Origin of the sequence: Psychromonas sp. SR45-3 (genome assembly GCF_014163575.1) — a bacterium.
Lineage (GTDB): Bacteria > Pseudomonadota > Gammaproteobacteria > Enterobacterales > Psychromonadaceae > Psychromonas > Psychromonas arctica.
In genome coordinates, this window is sequence record NZ_JACJDP010000019.1 from 1 (window position 1) to 20,257 (window position 20,257).

Annotated in this window: 19 protein-coding genes; 8 read left to right on the plus strand and 11 right to left on the minus strand. The window is 38.0% G+C overall.

What is annotated here, in order from left to right:
• Nucleotides 1-124 precede the first annotated feature (124 nt).
• A complete protein-coding gene (locus H5084_RS11305) occupies nt 125-1,327 on the minus strand; it encodes a YbfB/YjiJ family MFS transporter (RefSeq protein WP_182690520.1) in 1,203 nt (400 codons plus the stop codon).
• Between the two features lie 167 nt (nt 1,328-1,494).
• Between H5084_RS11305 and H5084_RS11310 the strand changes: the two genes are divergently transcribed.
• Nucleotides 1,495-2,328, plus strand: a complete 834-nt coding sequence (locus tag H5084_RS11310) for a LysR family transcriptional regulator (RefSeq protein ID WP_182690521.1) — start codon at nt 1,495-1,497, stop codon at nt 2,326-2,328.
• 376 nt (nt 2,329-2,704) lie between these two features.
• On the opposite strand, the gene H5084_RS11315 is transcribed toward H5084_RS11310, so the two are convergent.
• The 3 genes from H5084_RS11315 to H5084_RS11325 all read right to left on the minus strand — a co-directional run bounded on the left by H5084_RS11315 (nt 2,705) and on the right by H5084_RS11325 (nt 7,506).
• Nucleotides 2,705-4,783, minus strand: a complete 2,079-nt coding sequence (locus tag H5084_RS11315) for a DUF4962 domain-containing protein (protein ID WP_182690522.1) — start codon at nt 4,781-4,783, stop codon at nt 2,705-2,707.
• A gap of 467 nt (nt 4,784-5,250) precedes the next feature.
• A complete protein-coding gene (locus H5084_RS11320) occupies nt 5,251-5,628 on the minus strand; it encodes a DUF3461 family protein (RefSeq protein ID WP_028867296.1) in 378 nt (125 codons plus the stop codon).
• Nucleotides 5,629-6,093: 465 nt separating this feature from the next.
• The gene (locus tag H5084_RS11325; protein WP_182690523.1) at nt 6,094-7,506 is read right to left on the minus strand and encodes a sodium:alanine symporter family protein; all 1,413 of its coding nucleotides are present in this window, start codon (nt 7,504-7,506) and stop codon (nt 6,094-6,096) included.
• A 213-nt stretch (nt 7,507-7,719) separates the two neighbouring features.
• Between H5084_RS11325 and H5084_RS11330 the strand changes: the two genes are divergently transcribed.
• The 3 genes from H5084_RS11330 to H5084_RS11340 all read left to right on the plus strand — a co-directional run bounded on the left by H5084_RS11330 (nt 7,720) and on the right by H5084_RS11340 (nt 11,950).
• Nucleotides 7,720-8,328 carry a DUF5610 domain-containing protein gene (locus H5084_RS11330; RefSeq protein WP_182690524.1) on the plus strand — a complete coding sequence of 203 codons (609 nt, stop codon included), beginning with the start codon at nt 7,720-7,722 and terminating at the stop codon, nt 8,326-8,328.
• A gap of 528 nt (nt 8,329-8,856) precedes the next feature.
• Nucleotides 8,857-10,335: an ABC transporter substrate-binding protein gene (locus tag H5084_RS11335; RefSeq protein ID WP_182690525.1), complete on the plus strand. Its 1,479-nt coding sequence runs from the start codon at nt 8,857-8,859 to the stop codon at nt 10,333-10,335.
• Entirely contained in the window at nt 10,319-11,950 is a 1,632-nt protein-coding gene (locus H5084_RS11340) for a GGDEF domain-containing protein (protein ID WP_051368903.1), read from the plus strand. Before H5084_RS11335 ends, H5084_RS11340 begins: the two co-directional genes overlap by 17 nt.
• A gap of 122 nt (nt 11,951-12,072) precedes the next feature.
• Here the strand turns inward: H5084_RS11340 and H5084_RS11345 are convergent, their stop codons facing one another.
• Together H5084_RS11345 and epmB are read right to left on the minus strand one after the other, a co-directional pair.
• Nucleotides 12,073-12,393 (minus strand): hypothetical protein, encoded by a 321-nt coding sequence (locus H5084_RS11345; RefSeq protein ID WP_182690526.1) that lies wholly within the window; start codon nt 12,391-12,393, stop codon nt 12,073-12,075.
• A 92-nt stretch (nt 12,394-12,485) separates the two neighbouring features.
• Nucleotides 12,486-13,502 carry an EF-P beta-lysylation protein EpmB gene (gene epmB / locus H5084_RS11350; RefSeq protein ID WP_182690527.1) on the minus strand — a complete coding sequence of 339 codons (1,017 nt, stop codon included), beginning with the start codon at nt 13,500-13,502 and terminating at the stop codon, nt 12,486-12,488.
• Nucleotides 13,503-13,531: 29 nt separating this feature from the next.
• Here epmB and efp point away from each other — a divergent pair, with 29 nt between their 5' ends.
• On the plus strand, nt 13,532-14,101 hold the full coding sequence (gene efp / locus H5084_RS11355) for an elongation factor P (protein ID WP_028867301.1): 570 nt from the start codon (nt 13,532-13,534) through the stop codon (nt 14,099-14,101).
• 102 nt (nt 14,102-14,203) lie between these two features.
• On the opposite strand, the gene frdD is transcribed toward efp, so the two are convergent.
• From frdD to frdA, 4 genes are all read right to left on the minus strand, one after another.
• Complete coding sequence (gene frdD / locus H5084_RS11360; RefSeq protein WP_051368907.1) at nt 14,204-14,608, minus strand: fumarate reductase subunit FrdD; 405 nt, start codon at nt 14,606-14,608, stop codon at nt 14,204-14,206.
• A gap of 10 nt (nt 14,609-14,618) precedes the next feature.
• On the minus strand, nt 14,619-15,008 hold the full coding sequence (locus tag H5084_RS11365) for a fumarate reductase (protein WP_028867303.1): 390 nt from the start codon (nt 15,006-15,008) through the stop codon (nt 14,619-14,621).
• A 111-nt stretch (nt 15,009-15,119) separates the two neighbouring features.
• Nucleotides 15,120-15,893, minus strand: a complete 774-nt coding sequence (locus H5084_RS11370; RefSeq protein WP_409077636.1) for a succinate dehydrogenase/fumarate reductase iron-sulfur subunit — start codon at nt 15,891-15,893, stop codon at nt 15,120-15,122.
• Nucleotides 15,894-15,895: 2 nt separating this feature from the next.
• Complete coding sequence (gene frdA, locus H5084_RS11375; RefSeq protein ID WP_182690528.1) at nt 15,896-17,665, minus strand: fumarate reductase (quinol) flavoprotein subunit; 1,770 nt, start codon at nt 17,663-17,665, stop codon at nt 15,896-15,898.
• Nucleotides 17,666-18,021: 356 nt separating this feature from the next.
• On the opposite strand from frdA, the gene epmA reads away from it, so the two are divergent.
• The 3 genes from epmA to H5084_RS11390 are packed head-to-tail and all read left to right on the plus strand — an operon-like array spanning nt 18,022 to nt 19,589.
• Entirely contained in the window at nt 18,022-19,002 is a 981-nt protein-coding gene (gene epmA / locus H5084_RS11380; RefSeq protein ID WP_182690529.1) for an elongation factor P--(R)-beta-lysine ligase, read from the plus strand.
• Nucleotides 19,003-19,046: 44 nt separating this feature from the next.
• Complete coding sequence (locus H5084_RS11385; RefSeq protein ID WP_028867307.1) at nt 19,047-19,274, plus strand: hypothetical protein; 228 nt, start codon at nt 19,047-19,049, stop codon at nt 19,272-19,274.
• Nucleotides 19,275-19,328: 54 nt separating this feature from the next.
• Nucleotides 19,329-19,589: a DUF4404 family protein gene (locus H5084_RS11390; RefSeq protein WP_028867308.1), complete on the plus strand. Its 261-nt coding sequence runs from the start codon at nt 19,329-19,331 to the stop codon at nt 19,587-19,589.
• A gap of 248 nt (nt 19,590-19,837) precedes the next feature.
• Here H5084_RS11390 and rpsT read toward each other — a convergent pair whose 3' ends face one another.
• Entirely contained in the window at nt 19,838-20,098 is a 261-nt protein-coding gene (gene rpsT / locus H5084_RS11395; protein WP_028867309.1) for a 30S ribosomal protein S20, read from the minus strand.
• Nucleotides 20,099-20,257 lie beyond the last annotated feature (159 nt).

Genomic DNA, 20,257 nt, shown 5'->3' on the forward strand with positions numbered 1-20,257 from the left:
GCTAGGTAAAGGTAAAGGTAAAGGTAAAGGTAAAGGTAAAGAGTAAGGATGAAGGCTAAATGAGTAAGGCGACTATTGAAGAAGGGGACTCGCTTTTTGGTCGAACGTCGGCTAAATCACTCCTCTATTCGGGTGTCTTCGCGGTAGTAAGACGAAGCGCCGCTGCGCTTTTATCAAGATTTAACAAAGCAAACAAAAACAGCGTGCCAATCATCACGATACTGGCAGACAGGTATAACCCAATATCATAACTTCCAAGTGCTTCAGTAAGGTATCCGGTTGATACGGGGGCAATAATTTGTGCCGCACCATAGGATAAGGTCATTGTGCCCATGAATTTCGCTGGGTTGCTAGGGTAAAACTTGCCTGCCATGGTTAATACTAGGCTGACACAGGCGATAAAAGTGCCGCCAAACAGGAACGCACTTAATACTACAATTGGTAAGCTGTCATTGATGGCAGGCAGAATAATACCTACTGCTTGTAAAATATAAGCAGCTAATAAGGCTTTTAAGTAACCGATATTGCGTGCGATTCGATCCCATATTAGCGGTGCTGGGGTTGCTGCGATGCCAATGAGTAGAAAGGCAATACTGCCTTGTCCTTGTAAACCTTCAACACGCTCGACAATATCCACAATAAAAGTCGAGCTGACGGCATAGCCATAACCTGCACAAAAATAAGCTAACATCATCAACGATTTAAAGGCTTTGCTTGGTGGGCTATCCTGAACTACGGCTCCCGCTTTAATACCGGCTAAAGGATGCGGCATCCATAACCATGCGGGGATCGCGAATAGTACGCCCATCACTGCTAATGCTACCCACTGTTGTTGCCAGTCGGCGGTCATCGTCAGCATTAATTCTATTAATATTGAGGTCACTATAATACTCAGTCCAGCACCGGAGAAGTGGATACCCAATTCTGCACGATGATGATTGTTCACTAACCATTTCAATATCAGCCCCGAGGCAATAATTAAACCTCCCGAAGCGCAGACCCCAGCAATGAAACGTAATATCGACCAAGTGAACATATCGGTTGTCATGACCATTGCCGCTGAAGTGACAATGGTTAATACAAGATACAGTCGGTGTAAGTTATATTTGTAGTTGAGGTTGTGCATGCTAGCAGCAAGCAATACACCACACATGTAGCCTATGAAGTTGGTACTTGCTAACCATCCACCACCTAATTCCGTTAAGCCTGCCCCATCCTGCATTATCGGTAACAACAAGCTATAGGAAAATCTCGCGATACCAACGGTGACAATTAAGCTACAGATCCCTGCAAAATAAACACGCGTTTTGGTGAGTGCTAATAACATTTTTAATCACTTTTCAACGAAACCATCAATAAACCATACGTCAACCTGTTAATCTTAAAAATTGAATTATTTAGAACAAAAGCTTCTTATAAAAAGAATGGTATGTGAGATACTTAATTGAAGTGCTAATAAAAGTTTTTAATGGAAACTGCAAATGGAAGTTATCAATGGAAATTTTAACGCTCAAGACTTTTAAAGCAGTGGTTGATGAAAATGGCATTAAAGGTGCCGCTGATAAGCTACATACGGTTCAATCTAATATTACTAATCGCATTAAAAAACTTGAAAAAGAGTTGGGGACCAAGTTATTTAGTCTTATTGGCCGAAAGTTACAGTTAACACCGAGTGGGCAGCAGCTTTACGAATATGCCGACCAGATTTTGCAGTTAGAATATCAAGCAACCTCGGCTATTTTGCGTAATAAAGGCACGTACGAGTTAAGAGTGGGCATGCCTGAAACATTTGCTGCTGTGCATATGCCGTTGGCACTGAAACAACTCAAGCAAAACCACGCTGATATTAGAACCAAAATTCATACTGATACCAGTGACCGATTGGTGTCTTCTGTGCTGAATAATAAGGTGGATTGCGCTGCGATAGGTAATGCTCCTGAACATGAAAACCTGATTGTTATCCCGATAGTGAAAGAAGAATTGATTATGGTGACTTCGCGAGACAGTGGACATGATCCAGTTTTATTAGTACGTGATGAAGGTTGTGGTTATAGAAAACACGCGATACTTTGGCAACAAAAGGCAGGCCGCTCTAATGATGAGCTGATGGTAATGAGTAGTGCCGATGGTGTATTAGGTTGCATCGCGGCCGGTTTAGGTTACACCATTATCGGTAAAAACATGGTAGTTGGAAGCCGCTACGAAAAATCATTGGTCATGACACCAGTCAGCCACGGCCCCAAACACGTCCAACTCTCAATTGTCTACCGCAAAGGCAGCCCGTTAGAGTCAGGCATATTGACCCTAGCAAAGCTGTTAACTAAGTAGAGATTGCTATGTATTCAATGTTGATTACTTGGTTTTTAGTTACTGAACCATCAGTACTGCCGTCGACAGGATGCAATATCAGTGAGTAATAATTCTACTGCTTCAATCAGTAGAAACGAGCCAATTTCCTAGATTAGGAGGTTTTGATAATTTAGAACCATTTTGGGCTTCCAAGGTGGAACAACAAGCAACAATTATTCATTAAGCTTCAATGAGCGTAGACGAATTACACTCTCACATTTCATCGACAATATAGAAAAAGCACTCATTGTTGCGACGACAAAAAAAGGCCGCCTATATCGCTATAGGCGGCCTTTTTAACTTTTCACTCAGTAAGAATGCACTACAAACTTAACGTATGTATTAACGTCAAAGCTTAAAGCTCGATAGTCACTACTTCACCATCAATCGTCAACTCTAACGAATTACCCGCTAATTTATAGCTAACATCGGTTTTAGGACCATTGATTTTGCTTGGTACTAATAGCGTTAAAATATTATGCTCTTTCTTTGCTTTAAACTTAGCTTCAACATGACGGTGTACTTCAAGGTCTGCGTATTCAGCTGGGTCAACTTCACCAAAACCTTCTACGTTTTCAATTGAAAGTAGGTCGTCTTTACAATCGTTAATAAATGACACATCTAATAACGCGTTATCACCAATGATTTTGAATGAATCTTTCGCTGTTTCTGTTTTGAATGTGGTGTGTAATAACCAAGTCAGATCTTGCTCTGTTTTTAACGTCGCAGTATCACGCATTACGAATACTTTACCTTTAGCAAACCAGATTTTACGTTTGTAAGATTCTAAATCAGGGTTATGGAATTGGTATGAAGTTGATGCATCACCTTCCACAAATAACAGGTCAGATTCAGTATCGTAATCGCTGATTTTACCGCCTGCTTCAATACAGTATCGATCTTGATGCTCGCCTTCAAACTTAGTGGTTGTGTTCTCTGCGTACTGACCTTTGCCACCAAATAATGGGAGGTTTTTAGAGAACGTACGACGACGCCATTTGATGTGCATGTCTACACCGAAACCACCGTAGTAACCTGTGATAGCGGCTAATGTATCGCCAAATGCATGTAGTGTGTACGCATTTTGGTCGCCGTGTGAATGGCTGATTGAACCAAACGGGCTACATTTGTAAACCATGTGAATGTGTTCTTCACGGTTGGTCATATTACTGTGGAATGCTGCCCAGCCTGTGGTTGGGAATACTTTAAGTAGTGGTTTACCTGAAGGTCTAACTTCAGGCATGTCATTCCATAGGTAATCAAAACGTAGGTCATCGTAACCAAAGTCCCACCAACCAAAATTGTAGAATTTAGTATGCGCTTCAGTATCACGCGCTTTTAATTGGTTGTAGTACCAAATGTATTCAGGTTTGTTATTAACGCCGGCAAAATGTTTGATGTTGTAAGCGAGTTTAAGGCCTGGGAAATCGCCAATACTTGATTGGTCACAAAAGCTTGCTCGTTTTGAGTGAACAGGCATGCAGTACAGTGGGAAATCACCGGTATTTTTATAGAATTCTTTGTTGAACATGTTGATAGAGGTGTAGCTTTTTAATAGATCAAAAGATTCCCCTAAGAAGGCCATTTGTGTGTTCCAGTAATCTGGGCCTTCAGCCCATGCACCGTCTTTACCGCCCCATGGTGGGTAATGCGTTGCATAGTATTCAATACCGTATTCGATGTATTCACGGGCTTTAGGGTATTCGTTGTAAAGCGCGATACACGTTGGAATCACTGCCGAGCTGATACTGCGAACGCCGTGACTATTGAGTGGATTTGCTAATAAATCCACGGTTACTTTAAGGTGATGCATGATCTCTTCTAAACGAACAATCAGTGCTTTTTTAACTGTTTCACGTTCTTCTTCTGAGAAGTAAGCGTGTAGCCAATCATAACCCCAAGCCATTGCTGCGATAACACGGAAAGCCGCTTCGTCGTTGTAACCACGTGAGGTGACGCCTTCTGGATCGTAACCGGCTAATTGTAATGTCCATGCTTTTGCTTTCGCGATGATTGCGTCATCTTCCAAAACAATACCTGCGATAGACAGGTTACGCGTTGCATTGAATGCTTCTTGACAGCTCACGTACATTTGACGCCAGTAAGGACGCCACAACGAGGCTTTACCAACCGTTTCTTCTGGGTAAGCTTTTGGTTCTGCATAAGGTGCAACGTCTAAAAACTTATTAGTAGAGTTGTTCATGAACGCATCAAATTTACAGTACCCTGCATCGTTTTTAAGATTTGTTTTGAATGCAGCAAGATCCTTGCTTTGAACTAATAGGCGAGGATGCTCAACGCTTAAATTATCAAGGAAAGAAAGGTCGATATCGGCTTTTTCAACTTTAACAGGCATCACATCAATAAGATTACCTGCAGACTTGTCGTTTTCTAGTTTGATCGCTTTAATCGCGTCAAAAGACTTGTTAGACATTTAATACCTCTAATTTATGAAATTAATAAACCTATGTACTCGCCTCGTTCAATGTCACTGATATACGCTGTTGAGTAAGGAATGTTAAATAATGCCAATGCTTTTAAGTAGCTTCATTATCTCGCAGGTTAATAGCGTTGGATAAAGTATTGAGCTGAAATAAGGTAAATCATTAATTATCAATGGCTTAAAAATTTCATCACTCATTAGTATTGGTTGTATTGCGAGTGAGAGGGCTACTCTGCACTCTAGTACGTATTTTATATCATTTGTATTACTTAATTACAATATAGCAAGGGTTAGAGGTATGAATTTTAGGGCTAGCTCACAAGCTGTTAAAAGTCATCTATTAGGTTGCGTGTGGATAAGAGGGCAATAAGGCAATAAAAAAGCGACGGGATAAGCGTCGCTTTTGATTTTTAGCGTGAAGACTGTGCTGCAGTAGCTGTTACTTTATTACGTAAGGTTTATAGCTTTTCTATTTTTTTCTCAATTTCTAATATTTTGCTATCCACTACTAATTGTAAGTGTTTTAGATCAGACAAAATTTGTTGTTTAAGCTCTTTTTCTGAACTCTCTTGTAGGCTAAGGCTATCTAGCTCTTTAATTATTTTATGTAGTGTTGGGTTGATTTCAGATAGGTCTGTAAATTGTTCAGTATTTTGACCGCCACTGACTCGTTTGATTTGGCGTTGGAATTTAAATTTACTGCTTCGACCAATTAACATGCCACTATGTTTGCGGAAATATACTTTTAAAATATCTTTATCGCCTTCCTGACGTAATGAGTAGCGTTTGATATTTTCTGGGTTACGGATGCCGACATCTCTAAGATTTGGGTACATTTTTTCTCCTTTCAGTCTAATGCTAATGTGATTTAAAATAGTATGACTTTCAGTGTGGACTATCAAAAAAAAATATCAATTCTTATTATCTCTAATTGTTTAGTTATGCCGATCCAAGTCAATTTATGTCTGGTTATCCGCCTTCATTTGTATCTGTAGTCATTTGAAATTTATCAGTGTTAACCATCATTACTGTCAATCATGGATTTATGGTGATGACTAAAACAATCAACTTACTGGCGCTTAATTTTCTAATACTGCTCTGTATTGATTTGTATTTACGTATTAAATGAAATGGTTATTTGAGTCGCAATTGACGGCTCAGAGGTAATGTCATGGGGAATACTTTAGCGGGCATAAATATGTAAGGGGCGCTGATATTTTGATGTGATAGAAGTAAAAAAGGCCCAAAATAGCAAATGATTTTGAGCCTGTTGTTGGTATTATTTTAACTAATTAGTTAACTTATTTTTTAACTTCCCAGATACCCGGTTCTATTTTTTTATCTAGCTCTGGTAGCTTAGTGCGATCAAAAGTAGGGACTTTTCCGGCATCAAGTTGTTGGTTGTAATCTTTTGCTAATTTAATCACTTCATTTGAAAGTAATAGAATAGCAATCAAGTTGACGATCGCCATTAATCCCATTGATACATCAGCTAAAGACCAAATAACACTATTACTTTGCGTTGCACCAAACAGAATCATTGCTAGAACTGTAATACGCAAAACAATCAAACCACGTGTATTTTTATGTTGTAAAAATACTAAGTTAGTTTCAGCGTAAGAATAGTTAGCAATAATAGAGGTAAAAGCAAAAAACAATAAAGCAATCGCCACAAATGAACCACCCCAATCACCGACTTGTATATCAAGTGCACGTTGTGTGATTTCCACACCACCCATACCAGTGAATGACTCTAAGCCACCTGATAATAAGATAATTGATGCCGTTGCTGTACAGATAACAATAGTGTCGATAAATACACCTAGCATTTGCACATAACCTTGTGATGCAGGATGTGGAGGGTAAGGTGATGCGGTTGCTGCGGCATTTGCAGCACTACCCATACCGGCTTCATTTGAGAATAAACCGCGTTGTACACCGGTCATGATCATTGCGCCAAAGGCACCGCCAGCCGCTTCTTGCCATCCAAAGGCAGAGTCGACTATCATACCAATAATGGCAGGTAATTCGGTGATGTTAATAATCACAACAAATAGTGCAATCAATAAGTAGACTAAGGCCATTGCAGGAACAATTCTTTCTGCTACTTTTGCAATACCACGAATACCAGTGAAAATGACGGCACCAGAGACAATCGCTAATATGATACCGACGGTTAATTTATCAAAATCGAATGACTCATGTAATGCTGCAGTAATTGAGTTGGCTTGTACGGCATTAAACACTAAACCAAATGCAATGATGAGGAAAATGGCAAATAAACTACCCATCCAGCGTGCATTTAACCCACGCTCCATATAATAAGCGGGACCGCCTCGAAAGTTACCATCTTCATCATGTACTTTATAAGCTTGAGCTAGCGTACTTTCAGCGAAGCTGGTTGCCATACCTAATAAAGCAATTACCCACATCCAAAAAATAGCACCCGGGCCACCCACAGTGATTGCGATTGCAACACCTGCTAAGTTACCTGTTCCAACACGTGCGGCTAAACTGGTCGATAGAGCTTGAAAAGAAGAGATACCTTCTTTGTCTGATTTGCGACTGCCCTTCATCACTGTAAAAGTGTGAAAGAAATGGCGAAATTGGATGAAACCTAATCGTATAGTGAAGTAAACCCCTGTACCGATCAGTAAATAAACGAGGATTTGTCCCCATAATAATCCATTGATGGCGTTAAGTAGCGTTAACATAAAGATACCTTTTTAATAGATTGCGCCGATCCCTTTAAAATAATTAAAACGCAATAGGGTGATGAATAAGCGCAGGATATTATCAAATATTAGTTTTTTTTTCTTATTTTTATGTGGCAAGCTTAATTTTACAAAAAAAGGCTGATTATTTCTTCAGTTTTAGGCGGTTCAGCCGATAAGGCGTTACATTATTTAGCTCTATGGAAGGTGTTTATGCAAATTAATTCGCGTCAAACTTATGTTGAAGTTGAGCAGGGTGGTAAAACCCTTAAAAATGAAGCAGCAGCTACTAAAAACGAACCTGCTACTACTGAAAGCTTGCAACAAATTAATAAAAAACAGTTAAACGCTGCGATATTGCAAGGTGCGGTAGATCAGTCTAATAAATCCAGCAGTAGTATTAAAGATCAACCCCTAGCCTTGGTATTAAAAACCGCACTACAAGGTATTAATGATGCGTTAAAAGAGATTGAACCGACTCAATCGTTGCAACAAAGTTATGAGTCTGAAATTGATTTTAGCCCAGAAGCAACGGCTGAACGTATTGTGACATTTAGTACTAATTTTTTCAGTGCCTACCAAGATCAGCATCCAGAGTTAGACCCACAACAAGCCCGTGATACTTTTGCTGATTTGATGTTAGAAGGTGTTAAGCAAGGTGTTGGTGAAGCAAAAGATATATTAAAAGCTTTATCGGTACTAGAAGGGGATGTTGAACAGGATATCGATAAGACAATGTCATTTATTTTGGATGGGTTTGAAAAATTTAGAAACCCTGAGCCTACTGTCGAAAGCGAAGTTACCGAAGGCAATGTTGTTTAAGTGGCATTGTAGCCACTAATCACACTACAATTCAAAATAATGCATTGTAGAAAGTACAATTATAAAAAGCCTAATGGTAGCTACGCAATCGACTGTCATTGTAAGTGATGTTGGCAATACTCTAGACCTGTTAATACGACCCTGTAAATAATTCTGGCGGTGTGCCTTCAACTCATTTATTTTGAATAGCTTCTTTACTTACCTCACTTAAAATTCAGTTGCCCTGAAAGGGGTGTTTTCTCGTTGTTTTTTAAAGAAATGTTTTACAATATTTTTATCAATTAAATCAACGCTCTCATAAAACTGTAACGTAGCACGAATTTTAACTACCCACTTCCCGCTATTGCATCGAATCTGTTTATATTTATTGCATAATATGAGTTAATATATGGCTGTTTTTATTTATTGTTGATGTAGTCAATTACATTAACCTTTTTCAGATTGAGCGTATATATGGCCCGGTATGATTTTTTTTGTAAATTAAACTTTTTTTGTCAATTTTCTTCAGTACTTTGTTTTTATTTATTAATGACTAGTTTTGTTTTTGCAATTGATAATGAACAGTCGATTATTGATCCTGAAAAATTACATATAGGTCTTACTTTAGAGCCTACTTCGTTAGATCCGACTACAGATGCTTCCGCCGTTATTCAACGTATTACCTATCAAAATATTTTTGAAGGGTTAACTCAAATTAACCAAAAAGGGCAGGTTCTGTCTAGCTTGGCAAAAAGTTGGGTAATTAGTGATGATGGCTTAACTTATACCTTCCTATTACATGAGGGTGTTTATTTTCATAATGGTGTTTTGCTTACTGCTGATATTGCTCGATCTTCTTTAATGCGTCTAATGAATAAGGCTAGTCATAACCCTATTAAGCATAAATTTGCACATATCAACACGATTACCGTCAATAATGATAATGAGGTAAAAGTACAGTTGCAATGGCCTGATCCCCATTTTTTGTTTAACTTAGGTTTAGGTGGTGCCGTCATTCAAGAGCCAAAGAGTTATTCGACTAATGGTCAAAAACCAATGGGGACTGGGCCTTATATTTTTCAGGAATGGGAAAAAGGAAACTTTTTAAAGCTTAGGGGGAACCCTAATTATTGGCAGACCTTACCTTCCATCAAACAAGTGTTGATTACTTTTGTGCCTACACGCTCAGAAGTCGTTGAGTTATTAACGCAGAGTACAATTGATGGTTATGACAATATGTCTGAAATTAATTTTTTACAGATTTTGAGTACACAATCTCGTTATAAGCAAGTGTTTGGGCAGACGCAAGGTGAAATTATTATCGCCTTTAATCATGCTAATAAAATGTTAGCTTCTTTGCCGATCCGCAAAGCCATTAGTTATGCGATAGATAAAAATAAAATAAAATCTAATTTGTATTTTGGTGAAAGTGAATTGATTAGTAGCTTTTTTCCTGCCGGTCATGAAGCTAGTTTACATTTGTCTGAAGGGTATTCATTCAATTTAGATAAAGCAAAATCGTTAATGGAAGGCAATATAGTAGCGATAAAACCATTACGTTTAATTATTCCACCAACCACCTACGCCCGTTATATAGGGGTATACATTCCACAAATGTTAGAACAGATTAATATTCCAGTGAGTGTGGAGTCGGTGACCTGGGAGGAATGGACAAAAAGAGTGTATATTGACAAAGACTATGATTTGTCAGTCGTTGCACACACCGAAGCCAATGACTTAGAAGTTTATGCTAAAGATAATTATTATTTTAATTATAGTAATGTTGAATATAAACAACTAATGAAAAAATTAATGAAAACAACGCCGCAACGACAGCGCATACCACTGTTGAAAAAGGCGCAAAGGTTATTAATTGAAGATGCAGCCAGTGTCTTTTTAATGATGTTACCGAAAACAGGTATTTGGGATAGTCGTCTGCAGGGATATTGGGTAGACGAGCCATTACCCGCTCTCATTTTTTCACAAATTTCTTGGAGAAATAATACCATGAATGTATTGGTACAATAATAATATGGTACGTATACGAGATAGACTAAGTTTACGTGTTATTACTTTGACCATTGTCTTAGCAGCAATGAGTGGCATTGTTGGGGTTTCTGGCATTCTCTCACTGCAAGAGTTCAAAGAGGATTACCAAAAAGTAAAAGATGATCACTTTGAAACTTTACTCGATATAACAGAGTTGAAAGGCCAAGCTAATGAAATGTTAAGAACCACCAGTGGTATGTTTTTGGCTGAGAATAAAAATGATCTGCAGTGGGATGTTTTACATGTCACGGATAAAAAACAATGGACTGAAAAATTATTTAAAAACATTGCTGACGCGACTGATAATTACCAAGACTTAGATGAATTGAAACGTCGCTTGTATGAACAAACTGATCAGACCTTAGCTGCTATGTTGATTAAGTATGATATCTCCGATGATTTTTATATCCAATATACAAAAGCAGAAGCCTACAAGCATCAAAAAATGCAGCAAGGTGATCATACATTAGTGATCGCGACTGAAAATATCCTGTCTCTTTTTAGTCCAATGAACAATAAAAATTTAGCCATAGACCAAACAGTGAAGTTGGAAGATGTCAGCGCACTAATTAATCAAATTAAAGATAAAATACCAGAACAAGAATATACCCAGTTGATCGCTTTGTTTATTGCGGATGATTCGCTTTTTTCTATTTATTCAAGCTATGTTACGCAACTCGAACGTATCAAAGTACTACGCTTGGATAATAGACAGTTGAGTTATTTAATTGCCGCTGTCACTGGTAAGAGCATTTTATCAATACAGAAAAAATTCCTGATTAATCTCCATAAAATAGAAGAAGAAATAGCGGTGCGTAAAACGCGTTTGTATATTCTATTATTTATTTGCTTTTCAACGGCATTGGTTTTAGCTTTATTACAAATTGGGTTTTTAAAACGTGTTGAGTTGATCCGTAAAGTGATTAATGCGGGATATAATAATACTCAGCACGAGATTCCAATTAAAGGTAAAGATGAGTTTAGTAAAATGGCGATTGCCGTTAAAAGCTATATCGATGAGCTGTTAAAAAAAGAACATGAAATATCTGAGAATAATAAAAAATTAAAACATTTAGCGACCCATGATGGCTTAACTAATATCTATAATCGCCGTTATTTTGATGCAAATTTTTTAAAGGAGCATGTGCGCTATTTACGCTACAAAGAAGCTTATTGTCTAGCAATGTTCGACTTAGACCATTTTAAGCATATTAATGATGCCCATGGTCATGATATTGGAGATAGGGTGTTAATTGAATTTACTAAGCGGGTGTCTGAAAAAATGCGTAAAACGGATATATTTGCGCGTTTCGGCGGCGAGGAGTTTGCATTATTAATGCCGCGTACTAATGAACATAATGCGACGAGATTAATGCAACGTATCATTGAAGAGACTAATTCCACACCTTGTATTATTGGTAAATTAAAAATTGATTTTACGACCAGTATTGGGTTAGTAGAAGTACAAAAAATAGAAGATATTCAAGATGCATCAAAGCAATTGATATTTGCCGATAAAGCGCTATATCAAGCTAAGCAGACAGGGCGTAATAAACTTTGTGTGTATAGTGCTGACATTGAGGATAAAGAGTAGCAGTTGTTGATGGTATTATTTTGTAACATAACTTTGCAGCATACTTTATAACTTACTTTATAACGTACTTTATGACATGCGAGCGTTCAGCACGCATGTCATTGCTTGTATTTTCTGCTCTATTACTTAGGTTTTAAATTTTCTTTAAAAGCATTTAATGTTTTAAATAATAATTCAATCTTAACCACAATCGCTGGCAGCTGCGTTTTGTAGTGATCTTCGTTATCCGTTTGAATCGCTTGTAAGTCTGCCGCTAACTCTTCTACGTAGGGTAAAAAAGTATCTGAGTGGTTAGTAAACGGCGTATCATTAGTAAAAATATGAGCAAAACCCGCTGTTTTTTGTTTACGTAATTCAGCTAGTGCTTTATCTGCATCTACTGCGCGGTGATAAATTATTTTAATGTTTTCTTGAAGCTGTGCTTGTACGTTTTCTTTGCTCATCAGATTCTCCTGTGTGAACGTGTCGATATCAATAACCAACAGATCTTACTGTGTGTTATTAATTCGTTGCGATTAATTGTTAGTCCGCTTTATTATAACGAATGTATTAAGGTTTTACTTTGCTGTCCTGCAATTTCTCTACTTAAGCGGGGTACTAAATAACCCGGTAGCTCACTTTGCATCGCTTTATGTAGTTTTTGGGCCACTGTTTCATCAATATCAAAGTGCGCAGCCCCTTGTACTTTATCTAACAAGAATAAATAATACGGTAAAATGTTGGCTGAAAACAATGCTTCACTCAATGCGACGAGTGCTTCTGTATTATCATTAATACCTTTTAATAACACACTTTGATTCAATAATTGTATACCTGCTTGGTGACAACGTTGCATAGCTTGTATAAAGTCCTCATCAACCTCTTGTTGATGGTTAATATGCAGTACTAATACAACCTTAAATCGACTTCGTTGTAAACGATCCGCTAACGCTTGTGTAATACGTGACGGGATCACCACGGGTAAACGGGTGTGTATGCGTAAACGTGTTAACTGTGGCAAGGCTTCAAGCTGATCAAATAACTCAAATAGCTGCTTATCCTTAGTCATTAATGGATCACCCCCACTGAGAATAACTTCATTCACTTCAGGGTTATTTTGGATATAAGCAATAATATTAGCCAGTTCTGATTTGTTAATACTATTTTCAGCATAAGGGAAATGTCGTCTAAAGCAATATCGACAATTTACTGCACAACCTGTTTTTAAAATGAGTAAAACACGGCTTTTATATTTATGTAATAACCCTTGCTGTTGATTATTTTGTTCCACCAATGGGTCGGTAGTAAAACCCTTCACCGTTAATTCTTCATCGTTAATTGGCAATACTTGTTTTAATAAAGGATCATTAATATTGCCTTTTTGCATCTTCTTTACAAAGGGCATGGGAACCAGCATCGGGAATTGTTTTCTCGCAAGTTGACTGATTAGGTCATTTTCCTGCTCAATCTCCAATATTTCTAACAGTTGTTGCGGATTTTTCACTGCTTCTGCTAGTTCCTTTTGCCATGTTGGCAAGTCAGCGGTATTATTCACGTTAATAATTTTGGGCATTTTTTATCAGTTTAGTAATAGAGGTTATAATGGCAACATATAGTACCAGTGATTTTAAAGGCGGGCTAAAATTCATGCTCGATAATGAACCATGTGTGATCATGGAAAATGAATATGTTAAACCTGGTAAAGGCCAAGCATTCAGTCGAGTTAAATACCGCAAACTTATTTCAGGTAAGGTAGTGGATAAAACATTTAAGTCAAATGAAACAGTAGAATCTGCTGATGTAATGGACTTTGATCTTGCTTACTTATACAACGACGGTGAGTTTTTCCACTTTATGGACAACAATACATTTGAACAGATCGCTGCGGATGTTAATGCAGTAGGTGATATGGACAAGTGGTTGGTAGAACAAAACATTTGTACTATTACGACGTGGAATGATGCACCGATTGCAGTTATGCCACCAAACTTTGTTGAATTAGAAGTCACTGAAACAGATCCTGGCTTAAAGGGTGATACGGCTGGAACAGGCGGTAAACCTGCAACATTATCAACCGGTGCCGTTGTACGTGTTCCTTTATTCATTCAAATTGGTGAAGTGATTAAAGTAGATACACGCAGTGGTGAATACGTTGGTCGTGTTAAGAAATAAGCGATTAAATGTGTTGAACATTTAGTATTATTTATACTACGTTTAAACAAAAACCAGCATCAGCTGGTTTTTTTATAGCAATAATAGGTTCATATTCAACACTTACAGACTGAGCATTTGTAATAATAAAGTAAAAACAAATACACTGACTGCAAAAGCAAATCCATAGCAAATCACCTGTTGCCAATCTCGACCACGTTTAATACCTAGGTCATGTAATGAATGGAAGATGCGGTGTAGGGTATGCCATAAAGGTAATGCCACTAATACCAATACGATTGGTGCGCCATACCAACTGCTTACAAACTGATGAAGTTTTTCATAGCTTAGATGTTCGGCATCAATCAGCCCTAGTGGTATTAATAGCCCTGTGACTAATACCATTACTGGTGTTAAGAAGGCCGTTAGCATGCCTCCTGCGCCAAATAATCCCCAAAATATCGGTTCATGGGAGCGAATATATTTTTTCTCTGGTAATTGATTCGTTGTTGTTTGTTGAGCGTTCATGAAACCTCCTCTAGAGCATGATGACCACTAGGCAAAAAATAGTGACAATAATGAATGAAATGTAATGGCCCGCAACAATGAATTTTGCATCGAGTGGTTTACCTTTGATGTAGAGATCCACGGCTTTAGGCGCTAATGAAAACCAAGTAATGGTATGGTACAAAGCAATCAATAAAACCAATAAATGGAAAATGATTGAAATAGGATGTTGTAAGGCACTTAACCATGCGTTGAATGCCTCTTCTCCTTGGCTTAAACGGAACACTCCCCATGCCAAAATAAGGCTATATAGCGTGATTAAAATACTGCTGCCTTCTCTAATCATATATTTGCTATAGAAAGCATTCTTTAACCACCAGTCATTGTTCATTTCTCGTTGATACGGTTTACGTTTACTCATTTTATTCACTCCAAAATAACAGATAGCAAACTTACTGTGATCGGCATGGATATTAATACGAGTCGATATAAATAGTTTGCTATGACCTGATCAATGTTTTGTATCGTGTCTCTAGTCCGGTTTAAACATACCAATTAAATAATCTTTACTGCTTTCCACTTTTAATAACTGGATAGCGGCTGCGGGATCAACTCCTTTTGGACAAACCACTGAGCAATAACCGACAAAGGTACAAGACCAAACTCCTTCTTCTTGATTGACTATTTTCATCCGCTCAGCACTGCCTGCATCTCGACTATCTCGGTTATAGCGAGCTAATAATGCAAGTGCTGCTGGGCCTGTGAATTTTTTATCGAGGCCATATTGTGGACAAGCTGAATAGCACAAACCACAATTGATACACATTGAAAATTGTTTGTATTTTTCCATTTGTTCGGGAGTTTGTTTGTAAGTACCTTCCGAGAGACATTTATCATCAGTTGCAGGAATAATATAAGGTTTGATCTCTTCTAACTTTTTAATGAAATCACCCATATCGACTACTAAATCACGTTCAATAGGGAAGTTAGCTAATGCTTCAAGTTTAACTTTCTGCGGGTAGTAGTCTCGTAGAAAAGCTTTACAGCCTAACTTAGGGATATTATTTACCATTAAACCACAGCTGCCACATATCGCCATTCTGCATGACCACCTAAAGCTGACGCTGCTATCAAGGTGATCTTTAATATATTGCAGCGCTTCTAAGATAGACATATCTGGGTTATATGGCACTTCAAACAGTTGTGGAAAGGGTTTGTCATCTTGCTCTGGTCGATAACGAAGGATCTCGACTTCGATGACTTTATTGGCCATTGTTGAATGAGCTGGCATTGTTTGAGCTGACATAATCATTTCTCCTTCGTTTCAGAGGCAGCGCCATACACTCGCTCTGCTGGCTGGCTCTTGGTGATGGTGACATCGGCATATTTAATTACGGGCGCATTGTCAGCTTGGAAATAAGCTAATGAATGTTTTAAATAGTTGATATCATCACGGGTTTGGTAATCATCAATTCGCTGATGTGAACCACGTGACTCTTTTCGTAAAATGGCGCTATGTGCCATCGCTTCAGCAGTATCTAATAAATAACCTAGCTCAATGGCATATAAAAATTCGGTGTTGAATACGCTCGATTTATCATTAATTTGAATCGATTTGTAACGTTGTTTTAGCTCTGCCAGGGTATCAATGGTTTGTTGCATTGATGCTTGGGTTCTATAGATCCCGACACCTTGCTCCATACAGTCCCCCATTGCTTGGCGAATATCTGCCATTTTTTCTGTACCATTACTGTTTAATAATGCTTCGGTACGGGCAATCACTTGCTCTGCTTGTTGGCGTAGTGGAGTGATATCTTGGTGTGTGGCTTGTTGTGCATATTCGGCAGCTTGTTGTCCTGCCAACTGGCCAAAAACAGCTAATTCAGTTAACGAATTTGAACCTAGGCGATTTGCTCCATGCAAGCCAACGGATGCACATTCTCCAATCGCATATAAACCCGCTAAGCTAGTGGCTGTTTTGGCGTCGGTAGCAATGCCACCCATGGTATAATGTACGGTTGGACGTACCGGAATCGGTTCGTGTACTGGGTCAACACCGACATAAGCTTTCGCTAGTTCTCGAATAAAGGGCAAGCGCTCGTTGATTTTTGCTTCTCCTAAGTGGCGTAGGTCTAAATGCACCACATCACCTCGATCACCACTGATCACATTACCTTTTTGTTGTTCTTGCCAAAAACATTGGCTAATTTTATCGCGTGGGCCTAGTTCCATATGTTTATTTTTAGGCTGACCAATTGGAGTCTCTGGTCCAAGCCCATAATCTTGAAGATAACGGTAGCCATCTTTATTGATTAATACACCTCCTTCACCACGACAACCTTCAGTCATTAATATGCCTGAACCAGGTAAGCCGGTTGGATGGTATTGTATAAACTCCATATCACGTAATGCCACGCCATGGCGGTAGGCTAATGACATTCCATCACCAGTTACGATGCCACCGTTGGTATTGTAAGTATAAACACGTGCTGCACCGCCCGTTGCCATGATCACTGATTTAGCTTGAATAAGTTTCGCTTCACCTTCTGCGATATCTAAAATCACAACACCCTGAATTTTGTTATCTTCAACAATTAAATCAAGGCAAAAGTGTTCATCGAATCGAGTGATCTTAGGGTGTTTAATGGAAGTTTGAAAAAGCGTATGAAGGATATGGAAGCCGCTTTTATCGGCTGCGAACCAAGTGCGCTCTTTTTTCATGCCACCGAAGGCGCGCACGTTAATACTACCGTCATCTTTGCGGCTCCAAGGGCAGCCCCAGTGTTCTAACTGTGTTAATTGCTTCGCTGCATTTTCAACAAAGTACTGCACTACATCTTGCTCGCACAACCAGTCTCCGCCGGAGACAGTGTCCTCAAAATGTTGATCTAATGAATCACTATCTTGAACGACACCGGCGGCACCACCTTCCGCGGCAACGGTGTGACTTCGCATAGGATAAACTTTTGAGATCAGGGCTATCTCAAGTTGTGGGTGATTTTCTGCAATTTCGATGGCCGCTCTTAACCCTGAACCGCCCGCACCAATAATTGCAACGTCTGTTTTGATTATCTGCATAAAACTCTCCAACAAAATGAAATATTTGTTCGAAAATCAGTCTATCAGTTTGATCCTTAAAAACATTGATCAAAACAGGGTTAATTAACGTGAAATTAATATAAAAACCATGTATTAAAAACACGCCTTAAAAAACATAATAAATGAGTTTAAATTGTTTATAAAAGTGTGTTCTTGGTAATAGTTTTTTCGTAAAATTTATGAGCTTGTTTTTAAACATCGCGAGATCCAAATGAAGTTATGTTGAGAAACGTTAATCGCTTTAATCTTTCTTATAATTGTTTCATTTTCAATATTTTTAAAGCACTATTTATAAGCCACGTTATTATCAAGCTTGCGCTTAAAAAGGAAATAAAATGAATTGGTTACCAAGTGCCTCATTAGCACAATTACAGGCACGAGCCGATATGCTAAAAACAATCAGGGATTTTTTTAGTGAACGACAAGTATTGGAAGTTGAAACACCTTCTTTAAGCCAAGCAGGCGTTACGGACGTGCATTTACAGTGTTTTAAAACAAAATTTGTTGGCCGTAATATTAGTGATAAACCTCTCGTTGATGGTGGTGTAGCTTTGTATTTACAAACATCGCCTGAGTTTCATATGAAACGCCTACTTGCTGCTGGTAGTGGTTGTATTTATCAGATATCAAAAGTGTATCGAAATGAAGAATCGGGGCGTTTTCATAACCCTGAGTTCTCTTTATTAGAATGGTATCGAGTTGGTTTTGATCATCATCAGTTGATGGATGAAATGTCTCTGTTACTCAGTGATATTTTACATTGTGACACACCGCTACGTTGTACTTATCAACAAGTTTTTTTAACGCATTTAAATGTTGATCCTTTAGCTGCAACAATTACCGAACTTAAATTAGCAGGGGCACACCTGCAACTAGGTGAGGTATTAGATAATGAAACTGATAAAGACACCATTTTACAATTGTTATTTTGTATTGCCATCGAGTGTAAAATAGGCCAAGACGTGCCATGTTTTGTTTATGACTTTCCAGCTTCACAGGCTGCATTAGCAAGAATTAATAAAAAAGATCCACGTGTTGCTGACCGTTTTGAGGTGTACTATAAAAGTGTTGAGCTCGCGAATGGATTTTACGAGTTAAATAGCAGCCAAGAGCAGTTGCATCGTTTTCAATCAGATAATCAACTACGACAAAAAATGGGATTAGCTGAAATGCCTATTGATCATAAGTTTGTTGCTTGTTTAGATCATTTGCCTGATTGTGCAGGAGTGGCGTTAGGGTTAGATAGATTGTTAATGTTATCTAGCAAACAGTCTCATATTAATGATGTATTGAGTTTTAGTGTTGATAATGCCTGAGCTTAAACTGCCACATAGCTTGATCAAAATACAGGGAATAAAAGATGGCAAAGTTATGGTTAACCGATAAGAGCTACCCTATTTGGTCTTATCTGTTACGTATTATTTATTGGTTGCTTGCTATTTATCTATCGAGCTTATTTTTACAGGCTTATGGTCAGGAAAGTTGGTCTAAAGTAGGGCTTATTGTGTTAAGTATTCTGTTTGTGATCATCTTTTTAGTGTTTGCTCGTTTGATTGACCGTTTTTTAAAGGTGACGGTAAAGGACTGATGCTACACTGAAAATAAGTTCTGTATTTATCTATTATTGAAAAAAGAGGTGTTTATGCCAATTAAGAAAGTGCAATCCGAATTTGATAAGTTGTCAGAAGTCTTAGCTGATGGTGTGGTGGCTGATGAATGTACCGCTGGAGAATTACAAAAAGTACATGATCAATTACAATTAGCTATCCGCTCTCGCGATCCAGCACAATTAATCAGAGATAAAAAAATAACCGAACAATTACTCATGTTTGAAGAAACCAATCCAGTGGTAGGTAAAGTGGTTAAAGATTTAATTAACGCTTTATCAGGAATGGGTATTTAATAAAATTTTGTAGTTACTCGGTCACACCAATACAAGCGAGTGCAATTTACTAAAATAAAGAGTGAATGCTCAGGGCTAATTTATTTATATAAGTTACTTATGTAAATTATTTAGATGGGTTATTTATGTTTAGCTCAAGGCTAAAAACCGCTATTTAAGTGAGCATGACACAAATTTTAGTTATAAAAAAACCGACACTAAGTCGGTTTTTTAATAAGCTTCATAAAGAGCAAATTCTTAAATAAGAATTAAAGCGCTTTAATTTTAGCAGAAAGACGACTTTTCTTACGAGCAGCCATGTTTTTGCTGATCAGACCTTTAGTTGCGTAAGCATCTAAAACTGATTGTAATTTAACGAACTCAGCCGTAGCTAGTTCTTTGTTTGCAGCTTCGATTGCAACAACAACTTTCTTGATGAAAGTACGCATCATTGTACGACGACTTGCATTATGTTTACGGCTTTTTTCAGATAATAAAGCACGTTTTTTAGCAGACTTGATATTAGCCAAGACCTTAACTCCTAAATTCTGTATAACAAGGGATAATCAAAGGTCGTGGAATATGCCCTGTAACACGTATATTGTCAAATGGTTTTTTATTAACCAATAAAAGAACTGGCAACAAACCAGGTGGATGGTTAAACTGCGCGCATTTTATACTCAACCAAT